Here is a 17716-nt window from a genome sequence, read left to right as displayed (position 1 = left end):
CATAGCGGCTGGAAGCTTGGCCAACATGGTTAAGCGCGGCCTCTACCATTTGTGTGAGCGCCTCGAACATGCCCTCTCCGGACTCTTGAGGAACGTGGGTCAATAGTGACAGTCGTCCGATGGTATCCCGGTTGTACGCCGCTGTATTTCCCCGCCAGCGCCGGCCATGCCGTTCAGCCGCGCCGAGGGTTACGGGGCCCAATCTCTGCCACGCGTCGGCATCGTTTGGCACCAAGCTTGCATCCCATCCGGCATGAGCCCCGAACTTGCCCTTACCGAACTGCGTGGCGGCCTTGTCGCCACTCTCTGGGTTGCCGGCCCCCTGCTGCTGACCGTCCTGGTGGTCGGCGTGGTGGTCGGTGTAATCCAGGCGGCCACGCAGCTTAATGAACCCACCATCGCCTTCGTCGCCAAGGCCGCCGCCCTCACCGCCGCCCTGTTCGCGCTGGGCAGCTTGCTGATCGGCCACCTGGTCGAGTTCACCACCCAGCTGTTCCAGCGCATACCCCACCTGATCGGATAGCCCTGCGATGGATTCGGCCACCCAGATGGTCATCGACGGCCAGCAGGCCTTCGCCATCATCGGCAACACCATGTGGATCATGCTGCGCATCGGCGCCATGTTGATGGCCATGCCAATGGTGGGCACCCGCGCGGTGCCGGCGCGCATCCGCGTGCTGCTGGCCGTCGCCTTGTCGGTGGCGCTCGCCCCGGTGCTGCCCCCGGTACCCCTGTTCCAGGGCCTGGATTCGATAACCGTCATCACCATCATCCGCGAGCTGGCCGTGGGCATCACCATGGGTTTTCTGCTGCGGTTGATCTTTGAAGCCGGTGCAATGGCCGGCGAGATGATCGCGCAGAGCACCGGCCTGGCCTTCGCACAGATGAGCGACCCCCTGCGCGGGGGAAGCTCGGGCGTCATCGGCCAATGGTTCTACCTGCTGTTCGGCCTGCTGTTTTTCACCAGCAACGGCCACCTGGCGGTGATCGCCCTGCTGGTGGACAGCTACAAGGCGCTGCCGATCGGCGCCACCCTGCCCGATCCCCATGCCGTTGCCAGCATCGCGCCGACCCTGGCACTGCAGATATTCCGGGGTGCCCTGTCGCTGGCCTTGCCCTTGGTGGTGGCCATGCTGGCCATCAACCTGGCCTTCGGCGTACTGGCCCGTGCCGCGCCGGCGCTCAACCCCATCCAGCTCGGCCTGCCTGTCGCACTGCTGGTGGGGCTGTTGTTGCTGGTCCTGTTGTCCGGGGAAATGGGCCCGCCGGTGCAGCGCTTGTTCGATACCACGTTTGACGCAGCACGCGGGGTAACAATGTGATGTACTCCACAGCTCCTGCGTCCGGTTTTCCTATTGTGTTGGCGGGCTATTGCCGCCACCGCATTAGCTGGCGATAGTCAGCAACGGTAGACCAGCGCGGATTGATTGGTCATTCGCCATGCGGGGGCATGGCGCCATGCGGTGCGGACACTAAAGGGAGGGGTTTGATGCTCGTCGGCAGCTACAACCCGATGTTCGTGGTGCTATCCATTCTCGTTGCCATCCTCGCCTCGTTCACGGCGCTGGACATGGCCTCGCGCGTGTCGGTGACCCAATCACGGCGCACTGCAGCACGCTGGCTGCTGGCCGGCGGCGTGGCCATGGGGGCCGGCATCTGGTCCATGCACTTTGTCGGCATGCTGGCGTTCCGGCTGCCCATTCCATTGGGCTACGACCTCTGGCTCACCCTGGAATCACTGCTGGTCGCGGTGGCCGCCTCACTGTTTGCATTGTGGCTGGTGTCACGGCCGACCTTGCCGCATCTTCGACTGGCACTCGGCGCGTTGCTGATGGGCCTGGGCATCGCCTGGATGCACTACGTCGGCATGTCGGCGCTGCGCATGCAGCCGGCCATCGACTATGACCGCTTCTGGTTCGTGCTTTCCATCGTGATCGCGGTGGGGGCCTCGTGGAGTGCGCTGTACATCGCCTTCCGCCTGCGCACTGTCGAACATCCGCTGCTGCCGCGCCTGGTTGCCTCGGTGGTGATGGGCCTGGCCATCGTCGGCATGCACTATACCGGCATGGCCGCCGCGCGCTTCCCGGCCGATGCCGTCTGCGGGGCTGCGGCCAGCGGCGGTGTACCGACGGAATGGCTCGCCGCCTGCGTGGTACTGCTGACCGTCGGCGTGATGGCCATCGTGCTGATTTTCTCGCTGCAGGAACAGCGCATGCAGTCGCGTCTGCTGCACCTGCGCAACTCCATGCTCGCCGCCTCACTGGACGATGCCCGCAAGGAGCTGTTCCATGCCAGCCAGCACGACGCACTGACCCGCCTGCCCAACCGTCAGCTCTCGCATGAGCGCATCGAACAGTTGTTGCAGGATGGCGAAGCCTTCGCCGTGATGTCGATCGACCTGGACGGCTTCCGTCACATCAACGGCGCGTTTGGCTCCCCTGTCGGGGATGCCGTGCTGATGGACATCGCCGAGCGGCTGCGGCAGATGCTTCCGCTGGAAGACCTCGTTGGCCGCCTGGGGGGTGACCAGTTCGTCATCGCCACCACGGTCAACGCCGACAAGGACATCGCCGCCTATGCCGAGCGCATCATCCAGGCGGTCAATTCCGCGCGTGGCGGTGGCCGTGACATGCGTATCACCGGCAGCCTGGGCATGGCCCTGCATCCGGAGCACGGCAACTCCGCCGCACAGCTCATTGCCATGGCCGAAACCGCCATGCGCTATGCCAAGCAGGCCAGCCACAACACGCATACCGTGTTTGCCGACTGGATGAACGACAACGTCGAACAGGACCGGCACCTGCTCGAAGACCTGCGCAAGGCCATCGGCACGCCACAGCTGTCATTGCATTACCAGCCACGGGTGCATGCCGAAAGTGGCCAGGTCAGCGGTGCCGAGGCCCTGATCCGTTGGCGTCATCCCGAGCATGGTTATGTACCCAGCGAGCGGATCATCCGCCTGGCCGAGCAGAATGCATTGATGGGCGTACTGGGCAGTTGGGTGATGGACGAAGCCTGCCGCCAGATGCGCAGTTGGCAGGACGCCGGCCACCGCCACTGGGTCATTTCGGTGAACGTGTCCGATCGCCAATTGGGTTCGCAGCAATTGCTGGACGACGTTCGCAGCACCCTGGAGCGCAACGAGCTGGAGCCGGCGCGCCTGATCCTGGAGGTCAGCGAAAGCGCGATGATGCGTGACACCGAAAGCACCATCGCGGTGCTGCGCAATGTCGCCGCGCTCGGCGTCGGTATCTCCATCGACAACTTCGGCACCGGCGTCTCCAGCCTGCTGCACCTCAAACGGCTGCCGGCGACTGAGATCAAGATCGACCGGGCCTTCGTACTGACCCTGGAAGAAAGCGACGAAGACGTGGTGATCGTCTCGGCCATCGTTGCCCTGGGCCATGCGCTGAACCTGTCCGTGGTCGCTGCCGGCATCGAGAACGCGGCACAACGCGCCTATGTCGAACGGCTCGGCTGCGACCAGCTTCAAGGCGCCCTGCTGGGCCGTGCCGTAAGCGCGGAGAGCTTCATCCGCCTGTATGGCGGCGGCGCCCGCCAGGCCGCACTGGACGCACGGTTGTCTTCGTTCCAGAACATGCAGGAGTGAGTGCGGCCAAACCCGGGCAAGCGCAGTACGCCCGGGCATGGCGCCAACTTCTGGGCAAAAAAAAAACCGCTGGAATCAGCGGTTTTTTTTTGCAGCATGGCGGACAGAGTGGGATTCGAACCCACGGAAGGTTTAACCCTTCGCCGGTTTTCAAGACCGGTGCCTTCAACCGCTCGGCCATCTGTCCTTTGTGCTTCAGCCCGGCCAGCAGCAGCGTGTCCGGGCGCGCATTCTCGCACGCCTGCGCGTGTTTTGCTCAACCCGTCTCGATGGCGAGCGCACCCATGGTGGAGGCGCGGATCTTTTCCTTGGCCCGCTCGCAGGCACCACCGCAGTCCAAGCGGGACGCTTCCAGTTCCGGCGGCAGGTGCTCGGCCAGGAAATCAATGAACACGCGCACCGCCGGCAACAGCCCGCGCCGGGAGGCAAACACCGCATGGCAAATGCCCTGCGGCAGCGACCAATCCGGCAAAACCACTTCCAACTCACCGTTGCGCACGGCCTCGGCACAGATGGTTTCCGGCAGCATAGTGATGCCGAAGCCGTCCTTGACCATCGACTGCAGCAAGGGGAAATCGAAGCCGGCCACGCGCGGCTGCAGATCCACCCGCCGCACTTCCCCACCGGGGCCGTGCAGTTCCCAACGCTGCCGAGCTTCGTCCTCGCTGATGCTCAAGGTGACGTGATTGGACAGGTCTTCCGGGCTGGCGGGGCGGCCGGCCCGCTCCAGGTAAGCAGGGCTGGCAACCAGCAATTCCTGCACCTGGCCGAAACTGCGCATCACCAGGCTGCCGTCGTCATCGAGCCGGGAGCGCACACGCAGGGCAACGTCGTAGCCCTCGTTGATGATGTCCACGCGGCGGTTGGTGATGGCCAGTTGCAGGCGCACCTTGGGGTACTGCGCAAGGAACTTGGGCAACAGTTTCGGCAGCTGCATCTGTGCCAGCGAGACCGGCACGCTCGCGCGCACCAGGCCACGCGGTTCCGCACTCAGCCTGTCCACCACTTCCCGCGCGGCCTGCGCCTCGGACAGCATCGTCTGCGCATGCCGGTGGACACTCATGCCCACATCCGTCACCGCGAAGCGGCGGGTGGAGCGCTGCAGCAGGCGCACGCCCAGTTCGGTTTCCAGCTGACTGATGCGCCGGCTCAGGCGTGACTTGGGGATGCCCAGTGCGCGTTCTGCGGCAGCAAAACCGCCATGGTCCACCACCATCGCAAAGTAGTAGAGGTCGTTGAGGTCCTGCATGGATTGATCCCAGAAATGGAACGAGCCGGTGAATTCAATCACCTTTGTTCTGCTTTTACAAATCAGGCTGCAAACAGTCCTGTTTAAGAACAGCCGCTAATCCGCTCAGCCGCCAGAAAATTCTTACGGTTCAATCGCTTCTCCCGCCTCTCCGCCCCGCCCACGAAAAAGCCCGCATCGCTGCGGGCTTTCCGGTACACGTACATTTGCGCGAAGTGGCTCAGCCGATGCGCTCTGCGCCGCCCATGTAGGGGCGCAGCACCTCGGGAATGGTGATCGAGCCATCGGCGTTCTGGTAGTTCTCCATCACTGCGATCATTGCCCGGCCCACCGCCACGCCCGAGCCGTTGAGCGTATGCAGCAGCTCCGGCTTGCCGCCCGGATGGCGCCAGCGTGCCTGCATGCGGCGCGCCTGGAAGTCGCCGCAGTTGGAGCACGAAGAAATCTCGCGATAGGTCTGCTGCGACGGCAACCACACTTCCAGGTCGTAGGTCTTGATCGCGGCAAAGCCCATGTCGCCGGTGCACAACAGCACCTTGCGGTACGGCAGGCCGAGCTTCTGCAGCACGGTTTCGGCGCATTGGGTCATACGCTGGTGTTCGGCCTCGCTGTCTTCGGCGGCACACACGCTGACCAGTTCCACTTTCTCGAACTGATGCTGGCGGATCATGCCGCGCACGTCGCGACCGCCGCTGCCCGCTTCGGAACGGAAGCACATCGAATGGGCGGTCATGCGCAACGGCAGGCGCTCGGCGTCGACGATCTCGTCGCGCACGATGTTGGTCAGCGGCACTTCCGAGGTCGGGATCAGGTAACGCGTGGATTCCCCCAGCGCGGTCTTGAACAGGTCTTCCTCGAACTTGGGCAACTGGCCGGTACCGCGCAGCGAATCGGCATTGACCAGCACCGGCACGTTCGTTTCTTCGTAGCCGTGCTCGTTGCTGTGCAGGTTGAGCATGAACTGTCCCAACGCACGATGCAGGCGCGCAATCTGGCCGCGCAGTACTGTGAAGCGGGCGCCGGACAACTTGGCCGCGGTCTCGGCATCCAGCCCACCGTTGCGCGCGCCCAGTTCCACGTGATCGAGCACCGCGAAATCGAACTCACGCGGGGTGCCCCAGCGCAGCTGTTCGACGTTCTCGCTCTCGTCCTTGCCTGCCGGTACGTCGGCCGCGGGCAGGTTCGGGATGCCCATCGACAGCACGTCGATCTTTTCACGCAGCACGTCCAGCTGGGCCTCGGAGGCCTTCAGCTCGTCGGCGAATGCTGCAACCTCGGCCATGATCGCCGACACGTCCTCGCCCTTGGCCTTGGCAAAACCAATCGCCTTGGAGCGGCTGTTGCGCAGGCTCTGCAGTTCCTGGGTACGCACCTGGATGCGCTTGCGATCGGCTTCGAGAGATTCGAAGGCGGCCACATCAAGCGCATAACCGCGGGTTTCACGCAGGCGTTGGGCAAGTTCGGCGGGCTGCTGGCGAAGAAGGGCTGGGTCAAGCATGGGCAGGCACTGTGTACGGAGTTGAACGGAGATTATCGCGCGAACCGCGACTTTCTGCCGCGCATCGGTATTGTTGTGCAAGAATCGCCCTGTTCAATCCGGTCCAGCCCATGTCCGCATCACGCACCCGCTCCGACCAGAACATCACCTTCCAGCTGCCCCGCAACGCCCTGAAAATCGCCGGCATCGCATTTGGCGTGGGCTTGCTGCTGTTCCTGGTGGTCTGGCTCAACGCGCGCCGCAACAACGATTTCTACCGCGCCGGGCCGGCCGAGCCGCAGGCCGCCACCGCCGAGGTCACGCCATTGCCTGCCCCGCTGCCGGCCAGTGCCGGCGCCAGCGACATGCCCGACGCACGCCCCGAGGTTATCGAGGAAAAACCCGAACTGGTGGAAACCACGCCTCCGCCGCCGGCCCCCATCGCTGAACAAGAAGCACCTGTTCCCACACCGGCACCTGCCCCGGTTGCCGCCGCAGCAACCGATCGCCCGGTTCCCCTGCCCGGCCAGAGCCCTGCCCCCAGTTACCCACCTGCCGCCCTGCGCCGCGGCGAAAGCGGCACCGTGGTGGTGCAGGTTCTGGTGGATGCCAGCGGCCAGCCCCTGGATGCCAAGGTGATCCAGCGCAGCGGTTCGCGCGACCTGGACCGGGCCGCGCTGGAAGCAGTGCGCGGCTGGCGTTTCCAGCCTGCGCAGAGCAATGGCCAGCCAATGCAGGGCACGCTCGAAATCCCGTTTGATTTCAAACCCGCTCAGTAAGCTGAACCTTCGTCTTCGGGTGCCTGCCGGATTTAGCCGCAGGTCACCCCGTCACTCCCAGACTTGCCCCATTGCAGAACCTGCAAGGCAGCCAAGTCCATGTCCAGCGTCCCCCACGATCAAGCCAGCGCCAGTACCACCACGTCACATTCCGGCACGGTGGCGGGTTGGCTGTGGGCGCTGCTGGCGGCATCGCTGCTGATCGGCACCTTGTTGATTGCCCGGCAAAGCGCGCAACCACTCAGCAGGGCCATCGCCGAACCCGTTCCCGCACCTGCCGCCGTGGCCATCAAGCCCGCGCCCGTTGCAGCCACACCGCTGGCCGATGGCGACGCCGAGCCGCTGCCGGGCAACCCGCTGCCGGATTATCCGAGCGACGTGCTCCAGACAGGCATTGAAGGCGATGTCATCGCGCGGTTGCAGATTGACAGCCAAGGCCAGGTCAGCGGGCTGACCATCGTCGCGCGCGAAGGTGCTTCGGATCCGCGCTTGGATGAGGCCGTCACGGCTGCGCTGCGCCAGTGGCGCTTCCGCCCGGCCATGCGTGATGGCCAGGCGGTACCCAGCGTCGTGCTGGTGCCGGTGGAGTTCAGGGCCGGGCGTTGAGCCCGAAACCTGCACCGCTGGCCAGCGTGTCGAAACCGGGGAATGAGGTTGCGACGTTGGCAACGTCGTTGATGCGCACTTCGCCCGTGCTCAACTGCCCGGCAATGGCGAACGCCATCGAAATGCGGTGGTCGCCATGGCTTTCAATCGTGCCGCTGCCCAGCGGACCGCCGAAGATGGTCGCGCCGTCCTCGGTTTCGTCCACGCGCAGGCCCAGTGTGCGCAGGCCGGTGGCCATCGCCGCCAGGCGGTCTGACTCCTTGACCCGCAGTTCGGCGGCGCCGCGCACCACGGTCTGCCCTTGTGCCGCGGCCGCGGCAACGAACAACGCTGGGAACTCGTCGATCATGTCCGGCACCACGTGCTCGGGGATCTGCGCGCCCTTGAGCGGCGCATAGCGCACTACCAGGTCGGCGACCGCTTCGCCGCCGTGCTCGGCGTGGTTTTCTTCGCTGATGTCCGCGCCCATCAGCCGCAGCGCCGTCAGCAGGCCGGTGCGGCGCGGGTTCAGGCCGACCGAACGCAGCCGCACTTCCGAGCCCGGAATGATGCTGGCGGCAACGATGAAGAATGCCGAAGACGAGAAATCCGCCGGCACCGAAATGTCGGTTGCACTCAGACGCTGACCGCCGCGCAGGCGCGCCTTGCCCGGCTCGAAATCAATCTCGACGCCGAATGCACGCAGCATGCGCTCGGTGTAATCGCGGGTCGGGTGCGGTTCGACCACACTGGTTTTCCCCTGCGCGTACAAGCCGGCCAGCAACACCGCCGACTTCACCTGCGCACTGGCCACCGGCAGTTCGTAATCGATGCCCTGCAGCGGCTGGCCGCCGTGGATGTGCAGCGGTGGCGTGCCGTCTTCCTGCGTGTCGATACGCGCGCCCATCTGCGCCAGCGGGCCAGTGACGCGGCGCATCGGGCGCTTGCTCAGCGATTCATCACCGACCAGTGTGGTATCGAACGGTTGGGCGGCCAGCAGGCCAGCCAGCAAACGCATGCCGGTGCCGGCGTTGCCGCAATCCAGCTCGCCCTGCGGTGGCTTCAGGCCGTCCACGCCGACGCCATGCACGATGCGCTGCGATGCCGACGGCGTTTCAAAACGCACGCCCATCTGTTCAAAGATGTGGGCGGTGGCGCGGGTGTCCTCGCCTTCCAGAAAGCCGTCGATATGCGACACGCCATCGGCCAGGGCGGCGAACATCACCGCGCGGTGCGAGACCGACTTGTCGCCGGGAATGGTCAACGTGCCCTGCAGGGCGGAACCTTTGTGTGCGATCCAGTAGGGCTGGGCGGTCATGCGGTCTCTCTGATCTGCTGTGTTCCTTCCGCAAAGGCGGCGGAAGAAAGAATGTGCAAGTAGCTGGGCAACTGAGGGAAAAGCGCCCCCATCCACCCTTCGGGCACCTTCCCCCGCTCGCGGGGGAAGGAACTGCGCACCTGTCAGGGCACGGCGACCGGATAGGAGCCGAGCACCTTGATCTGCGCCGAATGTGACTTGAGCTCGGCCAGTGCGGCCTGCATCGATTCGTCTTCGATGTGGCCGGCCAGGTCGATGAAGAAGCCGTATTCCCACTTGGCCTGGTGCGACGGCCGCGACTCAATGCGGTTCATGCTGATGCCGTGGCGCGCGAACGGGCTGAGCACATCGAACAATGCACCCGGCTTGTCGTGGATGAACACCAGCACCGAGGTGCGGTCATGGCCCGACGAAGGGAACAGCTGGCGGCCGATCACCAAAAAGCGCGTGGTGTTGTCGGCGTCGTTCTGGATCGGCTTGGTGACAACCTTCTTCAACCCGTACACATGGCCAGCGCTCTCGCCGCCGATGGCCGCCGCGTCGTCGGCATTGCGCGCGCGACGCGCGCCTTCGGCGTTGCTGGAAACCGGAATCTTCTCGGCTTTCGGCAGGTTGGCGCGCAGCCAGGCCGAGGTCTGCATGAACGACTGCGGGTGCGCGTAGATGCGCTCGATGTCCTCCAGGCGGCCACTGCGCGACATCAGGAACTGCTGCACGCGCAGTTCCACTTCGCCGCAGATCTTGAGGTTGGAGGTGAGGAACATATCCAGGGTGATCTGGATGGTGCCCTGCCCCGAGTTCTCCACCGGCACCACACCAAAATCGGCGTTGCCGGCTTCCACTTCCTGGAACACTTCCTCGATGCTCGCCATCGGCAGGCCCATCGCCGAGCGGCCAAAGTGCTTGAGCACGGCCTGCTGGCTGAAGGTGCCTTCCGGGCCGAGGTAACCAATCTTCAGTGGCTCCTGCTGGGCCAGGCACGCGGACATGATCTCGCGGTACACATGCACCAGCACTTCGTCACTGAGCGGGCCCTCGTTGCGGTCCACCACCATGCGCAGCACCTGTGCTTCGCGCTCCGGGCGGTAGTAATCCACTGCAGCGGCCAGCTTGCCCTTGGCCTTGCCGACCTGATGGGCAAACTGCGCGCGCTCGGCGATCAGTTCCTGGATGCTGCGGTCGATCTGATCGATCTTGGCACGCACGTCGGCCAGCACGGGCTTTGCCACGGGCAGGACGGCATCTTGCTTGGCAGCCGCCTTCTTCGCGGCCTTCTTGACCGGCGCCGGTTTCGCCTTGGCTGGAGTCTTCGGTGGCTTGGATGCCATGGGTTTTCTACCTGTTGCAGGCCGGCGCCAGGCGCACGGCGTAAAAAAGTGGATCAGCCGTTGCGCTGCTGGAAATCACGCATGAATGCCGCCAGCGCCTGCGCGCCTTCCAGCGGCATGGCGTTGTACAGGGAGGCACGGATGCCGCCGACCGCCGCGTGGCCCTTCAAGGCCAGCAAGCCGGCACTCTTGGACTCACTGACAAAGCGTGCATTGAGCGTGTCATCGGGCAGGAAGAACGGGATGTTCATCCGCGACCGCACGGACGACGCCACGTCGTTGCGATAGAAGCCGCCCGAACTGTCGATGGCGTCATACACCAGCGACGACTTGGCCTGGCTCAGCTTGGCAAACGCTTCTACGCCGCCCTGCGCCAGCATCCACTTGAACATCAAGCCTGCCAGATACCAGTTCCAGGTCGGCGGCGTGTTGAGCATGGAATCGCGTGCGACATGCGAGCGGTAGTCGAAGATATCCGCGCGCGGCTGGCCCGCGCGTTCCAGCAGGTCGCGGCGGATGATGGTTACCGCAATGCCGACCGGGCCGAGGTTCTTCTGCGCGCCGGCATAGATCACGCCGTAGCGTGAGACATCGATCGGCTCGGACGCTATCGACGAACTGAAATCGCCGATCAGCGGCACATCGCCTACATCCGGCGTATCACGGAACTCAATGCCGTGGATGGTTTCGTTGGCGGTGATGTGCACATAGGCCGCGTCCTTGGACAACTGCCACTGCGCCACCGGCGGAATGTCACGGAAACCACCGGCCTCGCCGCTGGCGGCAATGTGGGCATCCACATAGGGCTTGGCCTGCTTGACCGCGGTCTTGCCCCAGTGGCCGGTGACCACGTAGTCGGCCCGCTGGCCGGGGGTGGCGAAGTTCAGCGGCAGCAATGCCTGCTGGGTGGTGGCGCCGCCGCCGAGGAACAGCACGGCGTAGTCATCCGGAATGCCGACCAGACGGCGCAGGTCGGCTTCGGCCTGTGCCGCGACAGCCATGAAATCCGCGCTGCGGTGGCTTATCTCGACAATGGACGCGCCAACGCCATTCCATTCCAACATTTCCTCCTGCGCCTGGCGGAGAACCTGTTCCGGCAGCGTTGCAGGGCCGGCACTGAAATTGAATGCGCGCGTCATATCACACCTTTAAGGCAGAACGCCTAGTATGCCGCAGCGCAACAGCCTTTGGGGAACTGGAAAAAGTTGCATCTGCACCCATCGGGGCGAGCACGATTGCCCGCCGGATGCGGGAACCCAGGGCAGGAAGATCAGCGCGTGCCGAACAGCAACAGGGCGCTGATTGCCGCCCCCAGCAGCAGCGCACTGAGCAGCAGCCACGGCCAGCGCCGTGAACGCGGCGGTTTCGGCGGCGCGGCGTCCGACTCCGGGGCCACGGGCGTCTCCTCGGCGGCGAAGGCCGGGTGTGTCACGGCCTGCCCCAGTGGCATCTCCACCACGAAACGATGGCTGCCTTCAAAGACAACCTGGTCGCCGGCCTGCAGCCAGCAATGCCGGCAGAGCACGCCATTGACCGTCGTGCCCTCGGCCGAGCCCAGGTCACGCAGCAGCACCTTTTCGCCATGCCGCTCGAACCGCGCATGGGCACCGGCAAACGCCGGGTCGTCGATGATGATGTCGCTGCCCGGCTCGCTGCCGACCGTGCGTGGTTGTTCAAGCGTGAAACTGCGCCCGTGATGGCGGCCACCCACGCCACGCAACAGCACTCGCAGGTCCTCGACCTGCCCGGTTGCCGGTTCGGGCGGGTGCGACAGCTGCTCACAACTACCCCGAAGCAGCATCTCCGCGCCATCGGCGTAGACCGAATCCCCCGCCCGCAGCAGGGCCATGCGCCGTACTGGCCGGCCGTTTACATGGATGCCGCGAATGCCGCTGGCAACCTGCAGCCAGACGCCGCGCTGGTCCGAGCAGAACTGCGCCAGCAGCATGGGGCCGACACTGTCATCACCCAGCCGGACCTGGCCCGATGCATGGCGCACGATGCGCTGGACGCCCGGCCGAATCGGCTGGTCGGGCTGCTGACGATTGCTGAAATGGACTTGCAAAGTGTGCACCCGCGGCAGCCTAGCAGGTCACCGGATCATTCAGAAGATGTCAGCAGGGCTTGGAGTGCAACGCGAACCTCCCCACAATGCCGCACCCATTCTTCAGGCAGCACGCAGGAACCACCATGTCCAGCATCGACATCAAACACGCCCACTCCCTGTCCGACGACAAGGCCCGCAGCGCCATCGGCGAGGTTGCTGAAAAACTGCAGGAGCGCTTTGACGTCACCACCCGCTGGGAAGGCCAGGTGCTGCACTTCACCCGCTCGGGCGTGGAAGGCGCCATCGAGCTGCTGCCCGGCGCGGTGCGGGTCAAGGCGCAGCTGGGTTTCCTGCTCTCGGCGATGAAGGGCATGGTCGAATCGGAAATCCAACGCGTGCTGACTGAAAAGCTGGGCTGAACCGGGCCCCGTCACGCCGCACTGGCAGGCCGGCGGTTACGGTGGTCCCGGGTTTTGGATACTCGGACTCAGGAGCACCGTAATGAACTCACATGAACACCGTACCGGGGACGACAGTGGCGGCGGTCCCCGCCTGCAGGACCAGGCCGAGCGCCTGAGCCGCAAGGTGACGCATTCCGCCCAGCAGGTCTGGCTTGCGGGCTTGGGCGCGTTGGCACGTGCACAGAGCGAAGGCAGCCGGTTGTTTGAATCACTGGTCAAGGAAGGCGAAACCGCCGAAACCCGCTCGCGCGAGGAATCGGCGGAGGGCGTGAGCCTGCGCGACACCGTGGAAAACACGCTTGGGCAGGCACGCGACCGTGCGGCAGGCACCTGGGACCGGGTGGAAAAGAGCATCGATGACAGCGTGCACCGCGTGCTGCGGCGGATGGATATTCCCAGCCGCTCGGACATCGAGGCCCTCAACGAGCGCCTCGATGCCCTCAACCGGCGGCTGAGCCGGGCCGAAAGCCGAGCCTCCCACACGTCAGCGCATCCTGAAGAACACTGATGTTGCAAAGCAGCATGGACTGAGCAAGAATCCCTGCACCCGCCAGCAGTACCGCGCCGTTTGTCTCCCTCCCCTCACGGCTCCGGATGGCGGGTTTTTTGCGTCTGGCGTTTAATACCCCGCCGGGAAGAGAACTGCCATGACCCTCACGTCTTCAGAAACCGCCACCCGTCACGACCAGCACGGGCGGTATCCGCGCGCCGAATCGGTGCAGGATTTCACCCACAACCTTGCGGTCGTGCAGCAACGCATCACCGCCGCCTGCCAGCGTGCGGGCCGCGATCCGGCCGAGGTTCGCCTGTTGCCGGTAAGCAAGACCATGGATGAAGCCCATATCCGCCTGGCCTACCAGGCCGGCTGCCGTCTGCTTGGCGAGAACAAGGTGCAGGAGGCCCACCACAAGTGGGAGGCGATGCAGGACCTGACGGATCTGCAGTGGTCGGTGATCGGCCACCTGCAGACCAACAAGGCCAAGCTGGTGGCGCGCTTTGCCAGTGAATTCCAGGCCCTGGACAGCCTGCGCCTGGCCGAAACCCTGGACCGCCGGCTGCAGCTTGAAGGCCGCTCACTGGACGTTTTCGTGCAGGTGAACAGTTCCGACGAGGACAGCAAGTTCGGCCTGCCGCCCGAGGAAGTGGCTTCGTTCCTGCAGGCAATGCCCCAGTTCACCGCCCTGCGGGTACGCGGGCTGATGACGCTGGCACTGTTCTCGGCCGAGCCCGCGCGCGTGCGCGCCTGCTTCGTGCGCATGCGCCAACTGCGCGACCGCCTGCGCCAGGACGCCCCGGCCGGCGTCGGCCTGGACGAACTGTCCATGGGCATGTCCGGCGATTTCGAGATCGCCATCGAGGAAGGTGCAAGCGTGGTCCGCGTCGGCCAGGCGATCTTTGGCGCCCGGGACACGCCGGACAGCCACTACTGGCCAAGTTCGCCCTCGGCAGGCTGAAACCGCCAACCCGATCCAGAAAATAGACAGCGCCGGACAACCGTCCAGACACGCCAACAACGATAAACTTCCCATCCAATTTTCTGTTGTGGGTAGTTTTGATGTTCTCCTGGATTCTGGCATTGGTCCTGGCGCTGGCTCTCTGGAGCCTGGCGACGGCCTATCTGTGGCTGGTCAAGCGCAGGAAAACCGAAACCCGGCACGGCCTGGCCGCATTGGCCGGGCTGCGCTGGCGGGAGTTTTCGCAGATCGTGCGGCAGGCCATGGCCGACCAGCGCAAGCTGCTGCCGCTGACCGACAGCGAGGACACCGACCGCGGCACCAGCAGCGACTTCCTGCTGCAGCACGACGGGCAGCGCTGGCTGGTGTCCTGCAAGCACGGCCGTGCTTACCGTTTTGGTGCCCCGGAAGTAAACGAACTGGCGGCGGCCATGCAACTGACCGGCGCTGCCGGCGGCCTGCTCATCACCGAAGGCCACGTTGAGCGGGACGGGCTGAGCCAGGCACAGAAGCAGGCAATCGAGGTGTTCGACGAGCGCAATCTGTGGCCGCTGCTCAAGCCTTATGTGTCCGACGACATGCGCCAGAGCGTCACCGGCATCGCCCAGCGCGAAGCCGCCCGGCAAACCGGCATCGCCGCCCTGGCCGCGTTGACCATCGGCCTGCTGGCCGGCATGGGCTACCTGACCATGCAGACTGACGAAGCCGCATCAGATGCAACCAGTGCCGCGCCTGTCGCCGCAGCGGCAAACACCGCGCATGCGCCGAAGCAAACGGCCGCTCCCGCCTCGACAGGCATCGCGACCCAGGCGCCCGCAGCGCCGGTCAATGCCGATACCCAGATCGCCGACCCGGACCCGGCAACGTTGTTGCGCTATCAACAGGCGGTCTCCAAGGCACTGTCGCGCACCCCGGGCGTGGTCAGCGGCATCTGGGTCACGCGCTCCACGCTGTCGGTGGAGCGCAGCGGCGATGACGCCGAAGTCTGGCCGCTGATCTGCCGTGAGCTGGAACGCTACCCGGCACTGCGGACCGCGCGCGTGCAGCTCAACCCCCGCCCCGGCATTGAAGAAGCGGTCCGTTGGCGGCAGTGCCGTACGTATTGAGGTTGGTTGCCGGGAATCGGGAGTCGGGATTGGAGATTCGCAAAGGAAAAGGCAGAGGCTGCGCCAGCCTGCTCCTGCGAATACCTAATCCCGACAAACGCCCTATCAGCGTGAACCGGGCGCAAAACGGGCGATGAGGTCGTAGGCGTCGCCGAGGAATTTCTGCCTTACCCAGGTGATCTGCTGATCGCCGCGCCAGGTCTGGCGGTCAATCACCAGACACGCAGTGCCTGCCGGCACCTTCAACAAGGCCGCTTCTTCGGCATTGACGGCCACCGCACTGATGCGGTGTTCGCCGCGCGTCCACGACACGTTCTGCAGCAACCAGCTGCCCGGTGCGTGCAGGGAGAAATCCACCTTCAGCGTTTCCGGTACGGCATCGGGGTTGATCAAACGCCGTTCCAGCGCCAGAGGCTTGCCGTCTGCCAGGTGCAGGCAGCGCATTGCCAGCAGCTTGCCCTCGCCGGCCAGCAACAGTTCCTCCGGCACGTCCGCCTTGGCCTTGCGGTGTGCGCGTTCAAGCAATTGATAGCCGTATTCGTGGCCGCGTTCGCTCACTGCGACCCGGATATCCGGAATTTCCAAAGCCACCTGTTCCAGGTGCGGCGGTTGCCGGGCAACGAATGAACCGGCACGACGCCGGCGCTCGATCATGCCGCTCTCGGCCAGCGTGGTGAGTACCTTGTTCACGGTCATGCGCGAACAGCCGTATTGCGCCATCAGTTCGTGTTCGAACGGAATGCGATAGCCCGGCGCCCATTCGCCACTGAGGATGCGGCTTTCGATCTCGCCGCGGATGCGTTGATTGAGGGTGGGAGCCTTCTTGCTCTTCACTCGGGGTTCCTGGAAGGGACGGCGCGCGGCGCGCGCATGCGTCAGGCCAGTATCCGGCCCAACGCAGCGCGGTAGCGCGTGGTGATCGCTTCGCGGTTCACGTGGCGGCCATCACGCACCCATTGGCGACCATTGCGCCAGACGCTGCGGAGGGCGCCATTACGTGCGGCGAACAGCCAGCTGTCAAGCAATGCATCCCCGTGGCGACCGTGCAGCGAAGGATGTTCTGTGTCCAGTTCAAGCAGATCCGCTGGTGCGCCGACGGCCAATCCGGCTGCAACGCCGAGCACCTGCGCGGCGCCCTCGCCTGCCTGCTGATACAGCCAGCGGCCGCTGGAAAGCGGGCCCGGCGAGATCACGTTGCGGCCCCGCAGCGTCAGCCGTTGGCCGTATTCGAGCAGGCGCAGTTCTTCTGCGGCATCAATCAATACGTTGGAATCCGAACCGACACCGAAACGCCCCCCGGCAGCGACAAACTCACGCATCGGGAACACGCCGTCGCCGAGGTTGGCTTCAGTGATCGGGCACAGGCCCACCACCGCGCCGCTGTCGGCCATCGACGTCACTTCCTGCGCGGTGACATGGGTGGCATGCACCAGGCACCAGCGCGGATCGACGTCCACGTTGGCATACAGCCATTCCACCGGGCGCTGCCCGCTCCAGGCCAGGCAGGCATCAACTTCGCGGGTTTGTTCGGCGATGTGGATGTGGATCGGCCCCGGCGACATGGCCGCCAATGCCTGCAGCTCCTGCGGGGTGCAGGCGCGCAGGCTGTGCGGGGCCAGCCCCAGCACCGCGTCGGGCGTGTTCGACAAGGCGTTGCGGCAGCCCTCAAGCAACGATGCAAAACCGTCGATGTCATGCAGGAAGCGGCGCTGCCCGTGCGTGGGCGCGGCACCACCGAAGTCCGAATGCGCGTAGAACACCGGCAGCAGCGTCAGGCCCAGGCCGGATTCATTGGCCGCCGCAGCGACGCGGCCAGCCATCTCTGCGTGGTCGGCATAGCGGCTGCCATCGGCGGCGTGGTGCAGATAGTGGAATTCGCCGACGCGGGTAAAGCCGCTTTCCAGCATTTCCATGTAGGCCTGGGCGGCAATGGCCTGGAAGTCGTCCGGATTGATGCGGTCCAGGAAGCGGTACATCAGCTCGCGCCAGCTCCAGAAGCTGTCGCCCGAGCGCCCGCCCACTTCGGTCAAGCCGGCCATAGCGCGCTGGAAGGCATGGCTGTGCAGGTTGCCCAGCCCGGCCACGACAACATCCAGCGGCTGATCGCCGGCTTCCCGGGCCACGCCGGCGGTCACTGCGGTGATGCGTCCGTCCACGCTTTCAATCCGCACATCCTGCGCCCAGCCGTCGGGCAACAGCGCTTGGGCGGCGTGGAAATGAATCATCTTGCTGGCGTTGTCAGACATCACTGGACACTCTCCGTTTTCCGTCGTTATTGTATATACAAATTGACGGGATGAGT

Annotated in this window: 17 protein-coding genes and 1 tRNA gene; 9 read left to right on the top strand and 9 right to left on the bottom strand. The window is 65.0% G+C overall.

Annotated elements, in window-relative coordinates; translation table 11 throughout:
• Positions 1–253: 253 nt before the first annotated feature.
• From ACVOLO_RS11885 to ACVOLO_RS11875, 3 genes are all read left to right on the top strand, one after another.
• Positions 254–523, top strand: a complete 270-nt coding sequence (locus ACVOLO_RS11885) for a flagellar biosynthetic protein FliQ (RefSeq protein WP_431594216.1) — start codon at positions 254–256, stop codon at positions 521–523.
• Positions 524–530: 7 nt separating this feature from the next.
• Positions 531–1322, top strand: coding sequence for a flagellar biosynthetic protein FliR (fliR, locus tag ACVOLO_RS11880; RefSeq protein ID WP_481570502.1), 792 nt, complete (start codon positions 531–533; stop codon positions 1320–1322).
• Positions 1323–1489: 167 nt separating this feature from the next.
• Positions 1490–3610 carry a putative bifunctional diguanylate cyclase/phosphodiesterase gene (locus tag ACVOLO_RS11875; RefSeq protein ID WP_481570501.1) on the top strand — a complete coding sequence of 707 codons (2121 nt, stop codon included), beginning with the start codon at positions 1490–1492 and terminating at the stop codon, positions 3608–3610.
• A gap of 97 nt (positions 3611–3707) precedes the next feature.
• On the opposite strand, the gene ACVOLO_RS11870 is transcribed toward ACVOLO_RS11875, so the two are convergent.
• The 3 genes from ACVOLO_RS11870 to serS form a co-directional block, all read right to left on the bottom strand.
• A tRNA-Ser gene (locus ACVOLO_RS11870) sits at positions 3708–3797 on the bottom strand.
• A 69-nt stretch (positions 3798–3866) separates the two neighbouring features.
• Positions 3867–4859: a LysR substrate-binding domain-containing protein gene (locus tag ACVOLO_RS11865; RefSeq protein WP_481570525.1), complete on the bottom strand. Its 993-nt coding sequence runs from the start codon at positions 4857–4859 to the stop codon at positions 3867–3869.
• 220 nt (positions 4860–5079) lie between these two features.
• Positions 5080–6357, bottom strand: coding sequence for a serine--tRNA ligase (serS, locus tag ACVOLO_RS11860; RefSeq protein ID WP_481570499.1), 1278 nt, complete (start codon positions 6355–6357; stop codon positions 5080–5082).
• Positions 6358–6467: 110 nt separating this feature from the next.
• On the opposite strand from serS, the gene ACVOLO_RS11855 reads away from it, so the two are divergent.
• Positions 6468–7115, top strand: coding sequence for an energy transducer TonB (locus ACVOLO_RS11855; protein ID WP_481570498.1), 648 nt, complete (start codon positions 6468–6470; stop codon positions 7113–7115).
• A gap of 99 nt (positions 7116–7214) precedes the next feature.
• Positions 7215–7721: an energy transducer TonB gene (locus tag ACVOLO_RS11850; RefSeq protein ID WP_481570497.1), complete on the top strand. Its 507-nt coding sequence runs from the start codon at positions 7215–7217 to the stop codon at positions 7719–7721.
• On the opposite strand, the gene aroA is transcribed toward ACVOLO_RS11850, so the two are convergent.
• The 4 genes from aroA to ACVOLO_RS11830 form a co-directional block, all read right to left on the bottom strand.
• Positions 7705–9018, bottom strand: a complete 1314-nt coding sequence (gene aroA / locus ACVOLO_RS11845; RefSeq protein ID WP_481570496.1) for a 3-phosphoshikimate 1-carboxyvinyltransferase — start codon at positions 9016–9018, stop codon at positions 7705–7707. The genes ACVOLO_RS11850 and aroA overlap by 17 nt on opposite strands.
• Before the next feature lie 143 nt (positions 9019–9161).
• Positions 9162–10346, bottom strand: coding sequence for a prephenate dehydratase (gene pheA / locus ACVOLO_RS11840; protein ID WP_481570495.1), 1185 nt, complete (start codon positions 10344–10346; stop codon positions 9162–9164).
• A 53-nt stretch (positions 10347–10399) separates the two neighbouring features.
• Positions 10400–11485: a 3-phosphoserine/phosphohydroxythreonine transaminase gene (gene serC / locus ACVOLO_RS11835; RefSeq protein WP_481570494.1), complete on the bottom strand. Its 1086-nt coding sequence runs from the start codon at positions 11483–11485 to the stop codon at positions 10400–10402.
• Positions 11486–11616: 131 nt separating this feature from the next.
• Positions 11617–12420: an FHA domain-containing protein gene (locus ACVOLO_RS11830; protein WP_481570493.1), complete on the bottom strand. Its 804-nt coding sequence runs from the start codon at positions 12418–12420 to the stop codon at positions 11617–11619.
• Positions 12421–12536: 116 nt separating this feature from the next.
• Between ACVOLO_RS11830 and ACVOLO_RS11825 the strand changes: the two genes are divergently transcribed.
• The 4 genes from ACVOLO_RS11825 (at position 12537) to ACVOLO_RS11810 (ending at position 15414) form a co-directional block, all read left to right on the top strand.
• Positions 12537–12812: a polyhydroxyalkanoic acid system family protein gene (locus ACVOLO_RS11825; protein ID WP_481570492.1), complete on the top strand. Its 276-nt coding sequence runs from the start codon at positions 12537–12539 to the stop codon at positions 12810–12812.
• Positions 12813–12894: 82 nt separating this feature from the next.
• Complete coding sequence (locus ACVOLO_RS11820) at positions 12895–13362, top strand: phasin family protein (protein WP_481570491.1); 468 nt, start codon at positions 12895–12897, stop codon at positions 13360–13362.
• Positions 13363–13501: 139 nt separating this feature from the next.
• Entirely contained in the window at positions 13502–14308 is an 807-nt protein-coding gene (locus ACVOLO_RS11815; protein WP_481570490.1) for a YggS family pyridoxal phosphate-dependent enzyme, read from the top strand.
• Positions 14309–14409: 101 nt separating this feature from the next.
• Positions 14410–15414 (top strand): restriction endonuclease, encoded by a 1005-nt coding sequence (locus ACVOLO_RS11810; RefSeq protein ID WP_481570489.1) that lies wholly within the window; start codon positions 14410–14412, stop codon positions 15412–15414.
• Positions 15415–15519: 105 nt separating this feature from the next.
• Here ACVOLO_RS11810 and hutC read toward each other — a convergent pair whose 3' ends face one another.
• Together hutC and ACVOLO_RS11800 are read right to left on the bottom strand one after the other, a co-directional pair.
• Complete coding sequence (gene hutC / locus ACVOLO_RS11805; RefSeq protein WP_481570488.1) at positions 15520–16248, bottom strand: histidine utilization repressor; 729 nt, start codon at positions 16246–16248, stop codon at positions 15520–15522.
• 41 nt (positions 16249–16289) lie between these two features.
• Entirely contained in the window at positions 16290–17660 is a 1371-nt protein-coding gene (locus ACVOLO_RS11800; protein ID WP_481570487.1) for a formimidoylglutamate deiminase, read from the bottom strand.
• Between the last annotated feature and the right edge of the window lie 56 nt (positions 17661–17716).

This window comes from Stenotrophomonas sp. STEN056 (assembly GCF_056759635.1).
Note: the sequence above shows the minus strand (reverse complement) of the source record. Positions and strands in the feature narration are given on the sequence as shown.

Excerpts from the sequence above, each read along its gene's own strand:
- ACVOLO_RS11815 (WP_481570490.1), top strand. The coding sequence starts at position 13,502 with ATGACCCTCACGTCTTCAGAAACCGCCACCCGTCACGACCAGCACGGG.
- ACVOLO_RS11875 (WP_481570501.1), top strand. The coding sequence starts at position 1,490 with ATGCTCGTCGGCAGCTACAACCCGATGTTCGTGGTGCTATCCATTCTC.
- fliR (WP_481570502.1), top strand. The coding sequence starts at position 531 with ATGGATTCGGCCACCCAGATGGTCATCGACGGCCAGCAGGCCTTCGCC.
- aroA (WP_481570496.1), bottom strand. The coding sequence starts at position 9,018 with ATGACCGCCCAGCCCTACTGGATCGCACACAAAGGTTCCGCCCTGCAG.
- serC (WP_481570494.1), bottom strand. The coding sequence starts at position 11,485 with ATGACGCGCGCATTCAATTTCAGTGCCGGCCCTGCAACGCTGCCGGAA.
- ACVOLO_RS11810 (WP_481570489.1), top strand. The coding sequence starts at position 14,410 with ATGTTCTCCTGGATTCTGGCATTGGTCCTGGCGCTGGCTCTCTGGAGC.
- ACVOLO_RS11800 (WP_481570487.1), bottom strand. The coding sequence starts at position 17,660 with ATGTCTGACAACGCCAGCAAGATGATTCATTTCCACGCCGCCCAAGCG.
- ACVOLO_RS11825 (WP_481570492.1), top strand. The coding sequence starts at position 12,537 with ATGTCCAGCATCGACATCAAACACGCCCACTCCCTGTCCGACGACAAG.
- ACVOLO_RS11850 (WP_481570497.1), top strand. The coding sequence starts at position 7,215 with ATGTCCAGCGTCCCCCACGATCAAGCCAGCGCCAGTACCACCACGTCA.
- ACVOLO_RS11855 (WP_481570498.1), top strand. The coding sequence starts at position 6,468 with ATGTCCGCATCACGCACCCGCTCCGACCAGAACATCACCTTCCAGCTG.
- ACVOLO_RS11885 (WP_431594216.1), top strand. The coding sequence starts at position 254 with ATGAGCCCCGAACTTGCCCTTACCGAACTGCGTGGCGGCCTTGTCGCC.
- pheA (WP_481570495.1), bottom strand. The coding sequence starts at position 10,346 with ATGGCATCCAAGCCACCGAAGACTCCAGCCAAGGCGAAACCGGCGCCG.
- serS (WP_481570499.1), bottom strand. The coding sequence starts at position 6,357 with ATGCTTGACCCAGCCCTTCTTCGCCAGCAGCCCGCCGAACTTGCCCAA.
- ACVOLO_RS11820 (WP_481570491.1), top strand. The coding sequence starts at position 12,895 with ATGAACTCACATGAACACCGTACCGGGGACGACAGTGGCGGCGGTCCC.
- ACVOLO_RS11865 (WP_481570525.1), bottom strand. The coding sequence starts at position 4,859 with ATGCAGGACCTCAACGACCTCTACTACTTTGCGATGGTGGTGGACCAT.